The sequence below is a fragment of the Pseudothermotoga sp. U03pept genome, assembly GCF_051235805.1.
Taxonomy (GTDB): domain Bacteria; phylum Thermotogota; class Thermotogae; order Thermotogales; family DSM-5069; genus Pseudothermotoga_B.
The window spans coordinates 1,680,942-1,695,427 of sequence record NZ_JBPNXV010000001.1 but is presented as its reverse complement, the minus strand read 5'-3'; the positions used below and the strand labels follow the sequence as shown (position 1 = coordinate 1,695,427).

Genomic DNA, 14,486 nt, shown 5'->3' with positions numbered 1-14,486 from the left:
CTCTACACCTTCTTGTGTGGATCATACTCTTCAAGTATTTTCATCGTACTGCTGACAATTTCATCGATTTGAGCCTTCACAGGCAACTGTCTTGAAGAGTTTCTTGGTTTTATCTCGACGAGACCTTCTGCAAGTGTCTTTCCAAGGGTTATCCTCACAGGGAAACCTATCAAGTCGGCATCCTTGAACTTCACACCCGGTGAAAGATCTCTATCATCCAACAAGACTTCTACACCCTTTTCTATCAGCGTGTTGTGTATCATCTCTCCCATTTTCTTCTGCTCGGCACCTGCCATTGAAACGATCGTTATGATCACCTCAAATGGCGCCACAGATCTTGGCCAGATGATTCCATCTTTGTCGTGCAGCTGTTCTACAACAGCAGCCATTGTTCGAGAAACTCCCCATCCGTAGCATCCCATTATGAAAGGTTTCAACTCTCCGTTTTCGTCCATATACAGTGCATTCATCGATTTTGAGTATTTCGTGCCCAATTTGAAAACATGTCCCAATTCGATTCCTTTCGAACCTGTCAAAGGCGTCCCGCAAGCGGGACAAGGGTCATTTGGTTGAACAACTCTCAGATCTGTGTAAGAGTTCACAGAGAAATCTCTACCCAAGTTGGCGTTGATGTAGTGATAGTTTTCCTTCATACCACCAACCGCAACGTTCTTCATGTACTTGACACCGTGATCTGCGACTATGTAAAGGTTGTCGATCCCAACAGGACCTATGAAACCGATTGGCACTTTGAAGGTTTCAAATACTTCGATTGGTTCAGCGAGTCTGAGTGATTGATCGTTCATGTGAACCTTGAGTTTCTCCAGATTCAAATCTCTGTCTCCTTGAATCAATGCCATTACGAAACCATTTCTACCAACAAAGAGAAGTGATTTCACTATTTGATTTGGTTTAACCTTGAGAAACTCAGATACTTGATCGATTGTTTTCACGTTAGGTGTGTGAACCAACGTCAATGGTTTTTCAGTATCATCGCTTTTTTCATACTCACCTTTGTAAGGAGCCTGTTCGTCGTTAGATGAATAGCCACATTTTTCACATCTGAGCAGATTCGTCTCGCCAACGGGCGCAAAACTCACAAATTCGTGAGATTCGTTACCGCCGATGGCTCCTGAAGCAGCTTCGGTGATGACGTACTTCAAACCTATTCTCTCTGCAATCTTGCTGTAAGCTTTTCTGCAAGCTTCATAAGTTTCGTTCAACGATTCTTGACTGTCGTGAAAACTGTATCCATCTTTCATTATGAACTCTCTGGCTCTGAGTAAGCCAAACCTCGGTCTTATCTCATCTCTGTACTTTGGACCTATCTGATAGAGAAAAACTGGAAGTTGTTTATAGGAGCGAAGTTCATCCTTTATCATGTGTGTAAAAACTTCCTCGTGTGTGGGACCAAGCGTGAACTCTCTTTCGTGTCTATCTTTTAGTTTCATCATCTCTGGACCATAATCATCCCATCGACCAGTGATCTTCCACAGCTCTGCAGGTTGAATGATGGGCATAGAAACTTCCTGAGCTCCTATTGAGTTCATCTCTTCCCTAATTATCTTTTCGATCTTGCTGAGGGTTCTATTTGCCAAAGGAAGATACGAATAAACACCGGCTGCTATTTTTCTGATGAAACCAGCTCTGTAAAGAAGTTCATGACTCACCACCTCTGCATCAGCAGGGGCTTCTTTCAACGTAGGTGCATATATCTCGGAGAATCTCACATCTTACACCTCCATTCTTTGACAAATTATAACAGTTGTCTGTGATAAAATTACTCAGAGACGAGCACTCGGGGGTTATTTTTCTATGAATAAATGTCACGTTGGTGTATTGTCATTGTTGCTGGTTTATTTATTCCTGTCAACGGTACTTGGTGAACAAACTCTAATATTCGTGAGCGGAGATCACTATCCACCCTTTGTCTGGCAGGATGAAAACGGCGATATCGTAGGGATAACTGTTCAGATCTTAGAATTGCTTGAAAGAAAGCTTGGAGTCAAATTTCAAATAAAGCTGATGCCTTTCTCTGAAGCTTTGAAGAGCTTGCAGGATGGTGAAGCAGATATTATAAACTTCATCTTCAAGACGCCAGAACGCGAAAAGCTCTTTCTCTTTTCCAAACCCGTTCTCAATTTGGAAAGCAAGGTTTATTTCAGAAAGGCATTGAATGTAAAAGATTTTGCTGGTCTTACACCTCATTTGGTTGGAGCTGTTGAATCTGATGCGAATGCAGATTTACTGAGACAGAAGAATCCCTCTATCACATTCAAGTACTTCAAGAACAGCGAAGAGCTTATGAGAGCAGCAAAGAACGGCGAAATAGATGCTTTTGTAATGGATAACCTTTTGGCGGAGTATTTTTTGATAAAAGACGGCATATTCCATCAGTTTTCAACCTTACCATTCGTGTCAATTCAGCAAGTGTACTTTGCTTTTCCGCTCAACAAACCACAGGTTGCCGAGCTGATAAACGATGGGCTATCAAAGATCAGCAGAGAAGAACTTCGACAGATATTGGGACCTTTTGTCAAGCCGACCGTTCTCATCCCTGTTTGGGTTTGGTATCTTGTGGCAGCTGGCGGTGGCGGCTTTTTGATTGTGTTTTTGCTTTTGATCTTAATAAATCGTTATTTGGCAAAGGAAGTTGAAAAGAAGACCATAGAACTCAAGAAAAGAAATGAAGAACTCACCTCAGCCAACGAAGAACTCGATGCAATGAATCAAGAGCTCAGAGCATCTTTCCAAGAGATGGAGGCAATGAATGAAGAACTGAATGAGGCTAACAAGAATCTGGAAAAGAAAACAAATCAAGTCTTGGCTTTTCAAGGAGCTTTCATAAAGCTGTTAGATATTTCTTCAAAGATGACCTATGAGAGCATTCAGGAGAAGGATTTTCTCTTTGACTTACTCAGGATCTTCAAAGAATATGCAACGGGATTGAGACACCTTGGTGTAGCACTCAGATCAAGTGAGCAGGGCAAGACCCTCTTTGTGATATGCCATGATGATAGATTCCTTTCCGAAAGGATCGATGAAACAATAGACTTTCAAGACGTATCCTCACGTGAAGTTGTTTTGAGGATTACTTCGCGACTTTGTGGTGAAACAACCTTGCAGGAGAGCTGTCTGTTTCAGAATATAAGTGCACTCAACTCAGTTTACGGTGTTTTGTTCTACACTTTGAAAGATTCAATGGTTTCTGAAAGTGATTTGAGCAAGCTTGCTGGTCTTATCGGCACCTTTCTTTCAATGAGGAGCTACGTGAGAGAGCAAGGACTTTTGCACAAGAAGTTGTTGCTCGTAATGGTCAAGGCTCTGGAGTACTACGATTACTACACAAGGGGACATTCAGAGAATGTGGCAAACCACGCAGCGAATTTTGCAGAAAGATTGAAGCTTGGTAAGGAGTCAATTCGAAAACTTTACTGGGCAGGCTTGGTACACGACACAGGTAAGATCTTTGTTTCACAGCAAATTCTCAACAAGAATGGTTTTCTGTCCAATGAAGAGTATGAGTACGTAAAGATGCATCCAATCAAGAGTTATGAGTTGCTCATCGAAGTTGGTCTGGACGAACTTGCCCGCATTGTCAGGCACCACCACGAAAGATATGACGGTAAAGGCTATCCTGATGGTTTGATGGGTGAACAGATACCCTTTGAATCGAGAATACTGTCACTTGCCGATGCCTTCGACGCGATGACCACAACAAGACCATACAAGAAAGGCATGAGCTTGGCTGAAGCGATTGCTGAGATCAAGCGTTGCAGTGGTACCCAGTTTGATCCAAATCTTGCCAAAGAGTTTATTGCAATGATCGAAGAGGAAAAATTCAAAGAGAGACTGTGAGAAATCATTTAGGCACAATCTTGCCTGTCTTTCTATCCAAAGAGAACTGAGATGGTCCAACTTGATCTTTAATAAGCTCCGATACGATACCAATACCTATGCGCACATTTGGATGACAGATCCTCCTGACTTTGATCGTTGCTCCAAGTTTGACTTTCTCTGTGTTGACGCTCACTTTCAAAATGTTCAATGCATTGCGGACTTTGTGCAGCTGTTTTTCAAAGGCAAATTTGACAGTCTGAATCTTTTGCATAATTGTTCTGATAGATTCTCTTTTGTTCAAATCCTTTGTCTGGAGTAATTGCTTTCTGAAAGACTCTTCAGCAGTCGAGAGTTTGTTTATCTGTTTCATGATTTCCAGCAAGCTACTCTGAAGCTGAATGTATCTTGCTTGATGCTCGTAGTCCACGCCAGCTGACACCTCGGTGCGAATGCCCGTGTTGCACCCGATCTCGCTGGCTTCGATATTCCCAGAAGCTTTCACCACGCCGCCAACTATCACTCCCTTGCCAAATACCTTCACATCTCCATCGCAAACCACAGTACTGTTCATGATGTAATCTTCTATCAAAAGATTTCCCCTGCAGAAAACCTGTGCTTCGTTCAAGAACTTTGCAGTGAAATCCTTCTCGACCTTTATCACACCTTTGCCTCTTGCAAAAACTCCACCCTGAACCATCAGCGATCCAGAACAGTTCACCTGTACTTCCCCCAGCACACCCTGTATCAATACATCGCCCTTCGCATTGATCTTGAAAGGTCCCTCGGCGTTGCCGCGTATGACTACACTCGCATTGAAGTCGATGTTTCCCGTGTTATAGCCAAGATCGTTGTCAATGACAAGCACATTTCTCACATTTATCTTTGAGTTTTTCACATAAGGTTGTCCATCACAACTGGCAAGAATCTTAGTATGATCTGCCGACAGAGTTACATTTTCACCGATGAAACTTGCCAGATTTACATCCTTTGGTCTTTCGATTCTCACCATCTCACCCGTGACTGTCACTCCGTCTTGTCCATATACTGGTTCTTTCTTAACTGCGAGTACATCGCCGCTCTTGCAAGTGAAGATTTTGTAAAATGATGCAGGATCGAATCTCTCATCTTCGACTGGTTTTTCAATGATAAAGCCGGTAACGGGGAAAAGAAATTCAATCGATGCATCGATCGATGGGACTGGCTTCTTTCCGAAGGCGACGGGTACCTCCAAAAAGAGCTTTTGTTCCTTGACGATCTTTTCGATCGCCTCTTCGTCTATGCCGTAGACAACCTTTGCCTGTGCCAGAGCCTGCTTTATTTCTTCAACGGTTGGTAAGACCTTTGTAAACCCAGGAATTATGAAAACAGTCGCAGTCATCTTGTCTTCTGAGATATTCACTTGAACAACAGGTTGTGCATGTTGACTCCCCAACTCACCCAGTTCTGGCACGGAGATAGGTTTGATTTCTACTGAAGTTATTTCCTCCGAAGTTTTCGGTTCTACAGCTTGTATAGGCTTCACATTAGCCTCTATGTGCTCACGTGTTTGTGTTATTTGAATCGTCACCTTGTTGTACCAATCAGAACCATAGTTCTTTTCCAAGATCGCAAGAAGTTCTTCAATGGAATTTGCTATTAGCTTGCTCAATGCTTTCCCCCCCGTTGTTATTTTACAGTAGAATATTTTGTATAATGTCAACTCATCTTAGAGATTCTTTGCTGCGATTTACGGTAAAATATTCAGGAAACGAACTTCTCTGCCGGGAGGGAAGGTTTTGTATAGACTCTTGGTCTGGTTGGTAGTTCTATTCTGGGGCGTTTCGTTTGTTGCAACAAGGGTTGTTGTGTTGTCAATTCCACCGATAACAGCTGCTCTGATTAGATTTCTTATTGCTTCTGTTGCGTTGATGCTTACCACCAGGAAACTGCCAAGATTGAACAACTGGCACACCTTCTTTGCTGGTTTTTGGGGCGTAACGATGTACTTTTTCTTCGAAAACTCAGGTTTGGTCTACACATATCCTACGAATGCTTCGTTGATAGTCTCAAGCGCGCCCATTTTGTACACACTTTTTTCCCATGTGGTTCAAAAGAAGAGAACGACTGTGATGGAATACCTCGCCTCGATCATAGCATTCTTTGGAGTTGCAATCGTTATTCTGAACGGTAGATTCGTTCTCAAGATGAGCTTGAAAGGTGATCTGATGCTCTTAGGAGCAGCTTTTGCGTGGGTCTTCTACACCTATCATGTTGAAAAGATGCCTGAACCCGATTCGTTAACAGGTGTGATGAATATAACTGTGTGGGGTGTTCTAACACTCATTCCTTTTGCAGTTTTTGAAGAAAGACCACAAATCACCCTGACCTTGCCCGTTATCATATCGCTTCTGTACCTTGGGATAATCTGCTCTGGGTTGGCATATGTCTTTTGGAACTTGGGAATTATGCGTGTTGGAGCACGTTATACAACGAACACGATCTATTTCATACCCGTTGTCACGAGCGTAGCTGAAGCACTTCTTTTGAAAAACCTGCCGAATCTTTACACAGTTCTTGGGGGGATCTTGGTACTCTTAGGATTGTGGCTTTTCAACAGAGAGGAAAGGGGGAGAGAAAGTGAAAGCCTTTCTAAGGGTTAGAATGAGCCAGCAAGACGCACACTATGCAGGTGGTCTTGTAGATGGAGCTCGGCTACTTCAATTGATTGGCGATGTTGCCACAGAACTTTTGATCAGGCATGATGGCGATGAAGGGCTTTTTAGAGCCTACGATTCAGTTGAGTTCGTAAAACCTGTCTATGCGGGAGATTATCTCGAAGTTCATGGAGAGATCGTTGAAGTTGGAAATACTTCGAGAAGAATGAAATTTGAAGTCTACAAAGTGATAACCAACGCGAATATACCTGGACATGAATCGGCATGTGAAGTCTTAGACCCTCCACTTTTGGTCGCAAAGGCAAGTGGAACATGTGTTGTGCCAAAGGAGAGACAAAGGAAGGTGAGAAAAGATGGATAAACTCATCATAACGGTTGCAGTTTGTGGAGCCGAAGTCACGAAGAATGATACTCCTTATATCCCCTTGACACCCGAAGAGATAGTACAACAAACTTATGAGTCATATGTCGCAGGTGCAAGTATTGTTCATCTGCACGTAAGAGATGAACAAGGAAGACCTACCCAAGATGCTGGTGTTTTTACGAAGGTTGTGAAGATGATACGAGAAAGATGTCCTGGTATGATTGTTCAAGTCTCCACAGGTGGGGCTGTGTGGATGAGTCCAGAAGAGAGATTGCAGTCTTTACAAGCTCAGCCAGATATGGCTACCCTCACAACTGGTACGGTGAACTTTGGCAACGATGTTTTCATGAACAGCATGCCGATGATCGAAAGATTTGCTGCCGAAATGAAAGAAAGACAGATCATGCCTGAATTTGAATGTTTCGATTTGGGTCACATAAACAATGCGCTTTATCTTGTTAAGAAAGGTTTGATCGAGGGACATCTGCACTTTGACTTCGTGATGGGTGTACCAGGCGGAATAGCCGCAAATGCACGAAATCTTGTGACAATGGTTGATTCATTGCCTCAGGGTGCTACGTGGTCGGTCGCAGGAATCGGTAGGAATGAATTTCCGATGGCTGCAATGGCAATAGCCATGGGTGGACATGTGAGAGTGGGTATGGAGGACAACATATACATATCCAAAGGAGTTCTTGCCAAGTCAAACGCAGAGCTGGTTGAAAAGGTTGTTAGAATCGCAAGAGAACTTCACAGACAGGTTGCAACACCAGACGAGGCAAGAGAAATACTCAAACTGAGGTGAGTAAAGAGATGAAAGTTATCGTCGTCGATTATGGTTCACAGTATACTCAGCTCATTGCAAGGGTTGTCAGAGAATTGGGTTATTACAGTCAGGTAGTGCAGTTCGATGAGATGGTTGATCTTTCAGATGTTGGTGCTGTAGTTCTTTCTGGAGGTCCTGCGAGTGTTTATGAAGAAGATGCACCAAGATTGCCTGTGTGGTTTGATGACTACACCGGTAAGGTACTCGGCATATGCTATGGTATGCAATTGATCTGTCACACCTATGGCGGAGAGGTTGAGCCCGGAAAGGTAGCTGAGTACGGAAGAACTCAAATAGCGATACTGCAACACGATGAAATATTCTTTGGATTGGAAAAAGAACTGATTGTCTGGATGAGCCATGGTGATCATGTCAAAACTCTGCCAAAGGGATTCAAAGTCACCGCACTTTCCAAAGATGGAATCATCGCTTCTGCAACAGATGGGAAAAGATTCTGGCTCTTACAGTTTCATCCAGAGGTGCGCCACACAAATCATGGTAGAGAGATCCTGGAAAACTTTCTTTCTAAGATCTGTGGACTCACACCTGATTGGAATTTGGAAGATTTCCTCAAACAAAAGGTGGAAGAGCTCAAAAAAATATTGGCTGGTAAGAGGGTTATTGCCGCTCTTTCTGGTGGTGTAGATTCCTCTGTTGCATCTGTGCTTGTTCACAGAGCCATTGGAGACAACCTTTTGAATGTCTTTGTCGATCATGGACTTTTGAGAAAGAACGAGGAAAATGACGTTCCCAGAGTTTTCAGGGAAATGCTCGGTTTGAATCTCATCAAAATCGATGCAAGAAAACTTTTTCTTGAGAAACTCGAGGGTGTAACAGACCCTGAAAGAAAGAGAAAGATAATCGGCGAACAGTTCATAAGAGTCTTTGAAAAACAGGCTCAAGAGTACGGTGCAACCCATTTGGTTCAGGGGACTATCTACTCAGATGTCATAGAAAGCGCTCGATCAGGTAAGAAAACAGCTGCGATCAAGAGCCATCACAACGTCGGCGGTCTACCTCGACAGATGAATCTTGAGATCGTCGAACCTCTGAGAAATCTTTTTAAAGACGAAGTAAGAGTGGTGGGGGAAATGCTGGGTATCCCTCGCTCGATCATAAATCGTCAACCTTTCCCCGGTCCTGGTTTGGGGGTGAGGATACTCGGCGAGATAACAGAAGAAAAGTTGGAGATTCTCAAAGAGGCAGACAGCGTTTTCATAGAGGTTCTGAAAGAAACTGGCTGGTACGAAAAAACTTGGCAAGCTTTTGCAGTCCTTTTGCCAGTTCGTTCTGTTGGAGTGCGTGGAGACAACAGGGCATATGAGTATGTCTTGGCTCTCAGGTGTGTTGACAGCGTTGAGGGTATGACCGCAGATTGGTCAAGGCTTCCTTTTGAAGTGCTTGATCTTGCTGCACACAGAATCTTGAACAACGTTAAGGGTATTGGGAGAGTGGTCTACGATATCAGCACAAAACCCCCGGCAACGATCGAGTGGGAATAATCTCAGCCTTTTGACAGCATCGTTTTTCAGGAATTTCACTGTGATCAATTATGATATGTTGCTACAGTTTCGAATGAGAGAGCTTTCTATACCGCTTTTCTCAATTGGTTTTCTTTCCACGTTGAACAGCGGTGTTGGAACTATAGCATCACCTTTTTGGGGTGCTCTGAGTGATGAACTCAAAAGCAGGAAAAAACTTCTCTTGATCTTGTTGAGTATTTCGGCAGTGCTCTTGCCGCTGTATCCACTTGCTAGAAGATCCTATCATTTCTTTTTAATCGGAGCAGTTTTCACATTTCTCTCGTCAGTGTTCGAACCAGTTTGCACCGCTATGCTCATAGATTCTTCTCCAAGAAAGACCTATCTCGCGCTTACTCAGATGAACGTCTTCAACTCTCTTGGTCTGGGCTTAGGTCGAATTCTACTCTCTCCTCTGTTGAATGTTCTTAGTGTTAGTTGGGCGATGAGCAGTCTGTATCTTTTGTCCCTTCTGGTGATTCTTTTCGTTTTTCTGGCACCTGATATTGAGCACAAGAGATACGAGATAGTTCGAACGAATTTGCAGAGGATCTTCTCTGCTCTTACCGCAAAAAAGATTTTGAAAAAGAACAATCTCTGGGCTATGTACCTTGGTTCTTTCTTGAGACAGTTTGGAATTGGTGGTACCTTTGCCCTAATAGCTGTATATCTCACCGAAAACGTTGGATTGACCAGAGGGCAAACGGTCTTACTGGCATCTGCGAATCCGTTCTTGCAAATTCCATCGCACATAATCTTCGGTTGGCTTGTTGGAAAGATCTCTGCAAAGATGGTTGCTGTTTCTGGTATGCTCCTATCGGGATTTGGTTCTATGCTTTTCGCAGTATCGGGAGATTACAGAGTCGTTCTAATGGCGTATGCAGTCTCTGGCATGGGTTTTGGTGCTTTCATAAACGGTGCTACAAACTACGTTTCGCAGAATGTCCCAGAAAACAGACGGGCGGAGTTTCTTGGTTTGCTCACCTCCGCCCGTTCTTTTGGGAGCCTATTTGGGCCAATCGTTGCTGGTTCTCTTGCAGAAATCTCCTTTGTGTTCATGTTTGTTTTCATGGGTGTAGCAATGCTCTTCGGTGGTCTTCTAACATGGGTGTACTGTCAACGCTGATCAGGTCTTTCCTGCATTCGGAACATGTTGGTTCTTTCGTTGTCTGAGATCAATGTCTTTCTGCGGTGTGCAGCATTCAAAGCCATCCTCTTCAGGATTGCGGTGAGGTCGCTCTTTTTGAGAACTTCTTCACCCAAGATCTTTTCAAGAGAGGTCGAAAGGCGAAAGCCGTTTTCCGACTCTGGATCGAAGTAGATTTGATCGATATAATTGCGAGTGATTTGGGGATTGACCTTGCTCAAAAGACCGATTGCGAATTCGATGAAGATGTCTCCTGTCTCTTCTGGCCTCTTAGCGCTAGACAATTTCTCACGGTAGGCACTTTCGATTTCTTTTTCGAGTTTCACAAAGGAAAGAATTTTCTCGCCCTTTCTCATCGGATGGCCCCCTTTCATATTTTGAGATTCAAGAAAGTTGCCATTCCAGCCACAATGATGGCAGCTGTTTCAAATCTCAAGATCTTCCTCCCAAGGCTGAGAAACTCCCCACGCTTTTTGAGAAGCTCGATTTCTTCTTCTGTGAAATCTCCTTCTGGTCCTACAACAATTCTGATCTTTCCCGCGAAATCTCCGATCACTGCCGGTCTACCGCTTTGATGGAGTACTATGGTGCGAAATTCTTCGTCTAAGAAATCAAGGCTTTCTCGAATTTCAAGTTGCGGGAAAAGGTACCTTGCCGCCTGTTTGGCTGAATCTCTTATGACCAATTTGAGTTTGTCCTCTTTCTGCAAGTAAGATCTACTTCGACGTGATTTGTACACCACTACTTTGTCAACACCTATCTCAACTGCCTTTTCTACCAGAAGGCGGAGCCTATCCCAGTTCTCTGAAGCAACACACAGAATGACATCTTCTTCTCTGCGTTCTATCAGTTTAGACTGTTTGATGGTCGCTCGGGATCGATTCTTACCCACTTCAATCAATTCGCATTCGTATAAATTACCATCTCCATCGGTTATCAAAAGCTGTTGCCCAACTATCGCTCTCACAACCTTCAGATGGTGTGTCTCGTGTTCATCGAGTTCAACAGACTCACCAGCTGGTTTGCCATAGAAGAGATGCGGCAATCAACCAAGCACCTCGCAGCCAAGATATGGTTGAAGTGCCTTTGGTACATCTATCTTGCCGTCTACTCTTTGATAGTTCTCAACAATTGCAACCAAGGTTCTTCCGATGGCAACTCCAGAGCCATTCAATGTGTGCACAAAGGAGAGTTTTCCATCTTTTCTTCTGTATCTGATATTTCCCCTTCTCGCCTGGAAATCGGTGTCGTTACTGCAAGAGGAAATCTCTTTGTAAGCGTTGTAAGAAGGGAGCCAAACTTCCAAATCGTATGTTTTGGCTGCTCCAAAACCAAGATCTCCTGTGCAGAGCTGAATTACCCTGTAAGGCAGTTCAAGTCTTTTCAAAACTTCTTCAGCATGCGTGACGAGTTTTTCAAGATCTTCAAAAGAACGTTCTGGTGTCGTCAGCCAGACCAACTCAACTTTGTCGAACTGGTGTTGTCGGATCATACCACGTACGTCTTTACCATAGCTTCCCGCCTCTCTTCTATAACAAGGAGTGTAGGCGGTGTACAGCAGAGGCAATTCTTTTTCTTCGAGGATTTCATCGGACCTCAACGCAACAAGTGGAACCTCCGCGGTTGGTATCAAAAAGAGGTCATCTGAATCTATTCTGTAAGCCTCTTCTTCGAATTTCGGTAATTGTCCTGTTGTTGTCATCGTGCTTCTCTTCACCAAATGTGGTACCCAGACCTCTGTGTAACCATGTTCCTTTGTGTGCAAATCGAGCATGAAATTAACTAAAGCCCTTTCGAGTCTTGCGAAGTCTTTGTACATCACCGTGAACCTTGATCCACTCAGTTTTGCCGCGCGATCGAAATCTATCAATCCCAGAGCTGGACCGATATCCCAGTGCGCTTGAGGGGGGAATTCGAATCTTCTCGGTTCACCCCATCTACGCACCTCAACGTTCTGTGTCTCATCTTTTCCAACGGGAACAGAGCTATCTGGCATATTTGGGATAAACAGAACCATAGTTTCGATTTGCTGTTGTATCTCTTTGAGTTGAGATTCTATAGATTCTATCTGTTCACCTATTTTCTTGCCTTCGCTTACAAGTTGTTCAACGTCTTTTTCACCAGCAGCCTTTTTCTGCGCGACTTGTTTTGAAATGGCATTTCGCTGAGCGCGAAGCTGGTTCACCTGGTTTGTCAAACTACGAGACTTTGAATCAAGCTCGAGTACATCGTCCAAGATCTTGGTGCTGTAATTCCTGTTCAAAAGTGCTTGCTTGACCATCTCTGGTTTCTCACGTATCAATTTGATGTCGATCACTCTATCACTCCTCTACGATCAATTCAACTTTGGCATTCGTTGCAACCATTTTATCATCAGCAGTGGTTATCTTCACGTTGTCAGCCCACATCTTTATGTTTTTCTCGTGATCCACGAGAACAACGTCACCTGTGAGTTCTATCTGGCCGTTTTTCCTATCGTAGAAGAAACTCTTAGCGGTTGCCTCTATCTTGCCTTTGAATATCTTAACTGCATCTTTCGAACCACCTTTGAATACATCTTTGTCGAGATCTATTTCCAGCAGATCGCAGCTCATCAGAATCGTATCACTGCTCTCTTTATCTAATATCTTGGCTTGCACATCCTCTGTCATCGTTCCAGTCTTGAGCTTTATGTCGTATTTCAACTTTGTCGACGTAGCAACTCCATCTTCAAAAAACACCGTCGATTTGTCGGCATCCACCAATCTCCATTCGTTTTGGTATTTCGTCACCTTCATGGAACTGCAGTTGACCCTTATCTTGTCTTCTTCGATCTCCACCTTCACATTTCCTTCATAAAATGCCTGTTCCTTTTCCGGTTTCACATAATCTGCGACAATATGAACGGTTTTCGCAAAATACGAAGTTGCCACAAAACAGAGGATCAAAAGCAGAATTCTCTTCACTTTTTCCACCTCAAAATCCGCCCATGGCGAAGATCACGGCGATTAAACCAACCACAATACCGGCTCCGCCGAGTAGATACGCTGTCATGAGACTGCCTTCAAGATCTTTCTGCTTCAGTTCAAGTTCTGAAATTTTCCTTTGAAGCAAATCAACCTGCGTTCCCTCGATTCTCTGTTCAAGACTCTGCAGGTTCAGCTCAACATTTTCGACTTTCTTCGACACAGATGAAATGGCAGTTTGCAAAGCACTAAGTTCTTCTTTGCTCGCAAGCGTCTCGAGCATTTTCATATTCTGTCTGAGTTCGTCTACCTGGCTCTCAACAGCCATTAAGCTTTGTTCATAATCTGTCAAAGTCTTTTTCTGGATCGACAGTTCGTTCTGAAGACTCTTAGAGAGGATGTCCAACTTTGTCGAAAGATCCAACAGCTTCTGATCGAAGAGTTTTCCTTGAGCGTAGAGCTGAACATTCACATCGTCCTTGAGTTTCTGAATAGCTTGTGTGTTTGCGGAGATCTTTGAAGAAAGCTCATTTGTGTTATTTCTCATACTCGTCAAGGCATTTGACAATGCGGCAATATCACTCGACATACTCGATTGTGTCTGTTCTAACACAGAGATTTTGTTGTTCAAGAGATCCAGATTTTTGTCTGAACTTGCCAGTTGTTTCTGAAGGGATGAGACCAAACCTTCAACTGCACTCATTCTTGAGAACAGAGGTTCATATCGAGCGATTTCTGCTTTTTGATCTTTCAGAGCATCCTCGAATTCCTCGCGAACCTTTGCGTATATCTCTTGTGAAAGATGATCAAATTGATTCTGAATCTTTGTCAGGGCATTTTCAAAATCCTTCATTCTCTGCTCATATGTTTTGTAGGCAGCCTCGATCCCAAGAATCTTGGTTGAAAGTTCTTGCTGATCTTTCTCAAAACTACTCAATTTCTTTGATATGTCTATAAGCTGAAAGTTCTTCAAGATGTTGTACAGATACTGTGCAATGTCAAACCTCGTTGTCAACAGCCCGCCTCTGAAATTACCATTCTCATCCAGTTCCATGATCTTGTTTTCGATCATAAAAGAAACTTGTTCATAGATATCGAGAACTGGTGACACATCCTTGATCTTTATCTCTGCTCCAAAAGATATAACGACGATTACCAAGAAGACAAAAGCGATGGTTTTGCGCACCTTC

General features: G+C 43.4%; 13 protein-coding genes. 6 read left to right on the top strand and 7 right to left on the bottom strand.

All coding sequences use genetic code 11. The annotated features are described in order from the left end of the window. Positions 1-2: 2 nt before the first annotated feature. Positions 3-1,730 (bottom strand): proline--tRNA ligase, encoded by a 1,728-nt coding sequence (locus tag ACSFC1_RS08315; protein WP_435565636.1) that lies wholly within the window; start codon positions 1,728-1,730, stop codon positions 3-5. Between the two features lie 85 nt (positions 1,731-1,815). On the opposite strand from ACSFC1_RS08315, the gene ACSFC1_RS08310 reads away from it, so the two are divergent. Continuing rightward, on the top strand, positions 1,816-3,858 hold the full coding sequence (locus tag ACSFC1_RS08310) for an HD domain-containing phosphohydrolase (protein ID WP_435565635.1): 2,043 nt from the start codon (positions 1,816-1,818) through the stop codon (positions 3,856-3,858). Between the two features lie 4 nt (positions 3,859-3,862). Here the strand turns inward: ACSFC1_RS08310 and ACSFC1_RS08305 are convergent, their stop codons facing one another. Then, a complete protein-coding gene (locus ACSFC1_RS08305) occupies positions 3,863-5,488 on the bottom strand; it encodes a DUF342 domain-containing protein (protein ID WP_435565634.1) in 1,626 nt (541 codons plus the stop codon). A gap of 127 nt (positions 5,489-5,615) precedes the next feature. On the opposite strand from ACSFC1_RS08305, the gene ACSFC1_RS08300 reads away from it, so the two are divergent. The 5 genes from ACSFC1_RS08300 to ACSFC1_RS08280 are packed head-to-tail and all read left to right on the top strand — an operon-like array spanning position 5,616 to position 10,330. Continuing rightward, positions 5,616-6,479, top strand: a complete 864-nt coding sequence (locus ACSFC1_RS08300; RefSeq protein ID WP_435565633.1) for a DMT family transporter — start codon at positions 5,616-5,618, stop codon at positions 6,477-6,479. Continuing rightward, entirely contained in the window at positions 6,457-6,855 is a 399-nt protein-coding gene (locus ACSFC1_RS08295) for a hotdog domain-containing protein (protein ID WP_435565632.1), read from the top strand. Before ACSFC1_RS08300 ends, ACSFC1_RS08295 begins: the two co-directional genes overlap by 23 nt. Beyond that, positions 6,848-7,663: a 3-keto-5-aminohexanoate cleavage protein gene (locus tag ACSFC1_RS08290; RefSeq protein WP_435565631.1), complete on the top strand. Its 816-nt coding sequence runs from the start codon at positions 6,848-6,850 to the stop codon at positions 7,661-7,663. The genes ACSFC1_RS08295 and ACSFC1_RS08290 overlap by 8 nt, the downstream gene beginning before the upstream one ends. An 8-nt stretch (positions 7,664-7,671) precedes the next feature. Then, positions 7,672-9,186: a glutamine-hydrolyzing GMP synthase gene (gene guaA, locus ACSFC1_RS08285; RefSeq protein ID WP_435565630.1), complete on the top strand. Its 1,515-nt coding sequence runs from the start codon at positions 7,672-7,674 to the stop codon at positions 9,184-9,186. Next, positions 9,128-10,330 carry an MFS transporter gene (locus ACSFC1_RS08280; protein WP_435565629.1) on the top strand — a complete coding sequence of 401 codons (1,203 nt, stop codon included), beginning with the start codon at positions 9,128-9,130 and terminating at the stop codon, positions 10,328-10,330. Before guaA ends, ACSFC1_RS08280 begins: the two co-directional genes overlap by 59 nt. Here the strand turns inward: ACSFC1_RS08280 and ACSFC1_RS08275 are convergent. Genes ACSFC1_RS08275 through ACSFC1_RS08255 form a run of 5 tightly spaced genes read right to left on the bottom strand, consistent with a single transcriptional unit; the run spans position 10,321 to position 14,482 of the window. After that, on the bottom strand, positions 10,321-10,707 hold the full coding sequence (locus ACSFC1_RS08275; RefSeq protein ID WP_435565628.1) for a hypothetical protein: 387 nt from the start codon (positions 10,705-10,707) through the stop codon (positions 10,321-10,323). The genes ACSFC1_RS08280 and ACSFC1_RS08275 overlap by 10 nt on opposite strands. 14 nt (positions 10,708-10,721) lie before the next feature. Then, entirely contained in the window at positions 10,722-11,396 is a 675-nt protein-coding gene (locus ACSFC1_RS08270) for a 16S rRNA (uracil(1498)-N(3))-methyltransferase (RefSeq protein WP_435565627.1), read from the bottom strand. After that, complete coding sequence (gene serS, locus ACSFC1_RS08265) at positions 11,397-12,668, bottom strand: serine--tRNA ligase (protein ID WP_435565626.1); 1,272 nt, start codon at positions 12,666-12,668, stop codon at positions 11,397-11,399. Between the two features lie 4 nt (positions 12,669-12,672). Then, positions 12,673-13,296 carry an LPS export ABC transporter periplasmic protein LptC gene (lptC, locus tag ACSFC1_RS08260; RefSeq protein ID WP_435565625.1) on the bottom strand — a complete coding sequence of 208 codons (624 nt, stop codon included), beginning with the start codon at positions 13,294-13,296 and terminating at the stop codon, positions 12,673-12,675. 10 nt (positions 13,297-13,306) lie between these two features. Beyond that, positions 13,307-14,482 carry an S-layer homology domain-containing protein gene (locus ACSFC1_RS08255; protein WP_435565624.1) on the bottom strand — a complete coding sequence of 392 codons (1,176 nt, stop codon included), beginning with the start codon at positions 14,480-14,482 and terminating at the stop codon, positions 13,307-13,309. Between the last annotated feature and the right edge of the window lie 4 nt (positions 14,483-14,486).

What these genes read in the sequence shown, in the direction of transcription:
- ACSFC1_RS08310 (WP_435565635.1), top strand. Translation starts at nt 1,816, where the DNA reads ATGAATAAATGTCACGTTGGTGTATTGTCATTGTTGCTGGTTTATTTA.
- ACSFC1_RS08290 (WP_435565631.1), top strand. Translation starts at nt 6,848, where the DNA reads ATGGATAAACTCATCATAACGGTTGCAGTTTGTGGAGCCGAAGTCACG.
- guaA (WP_435565630.1), top strand. Translation starts at nt 7,672, where the DNA reads ATGAAAGTTATCGTCGTCGATTATGGTTCACAGTATACTCAGCTCATT.
- ACSFC1_RS08275 (WP_435565628.1), bottom strand. Translation starts at nt 10,707, where the DNA reads ATGAGAAAGGGCGAGAAAATTCTTTCCTTTGTGAAACTCGAAAAAGAA.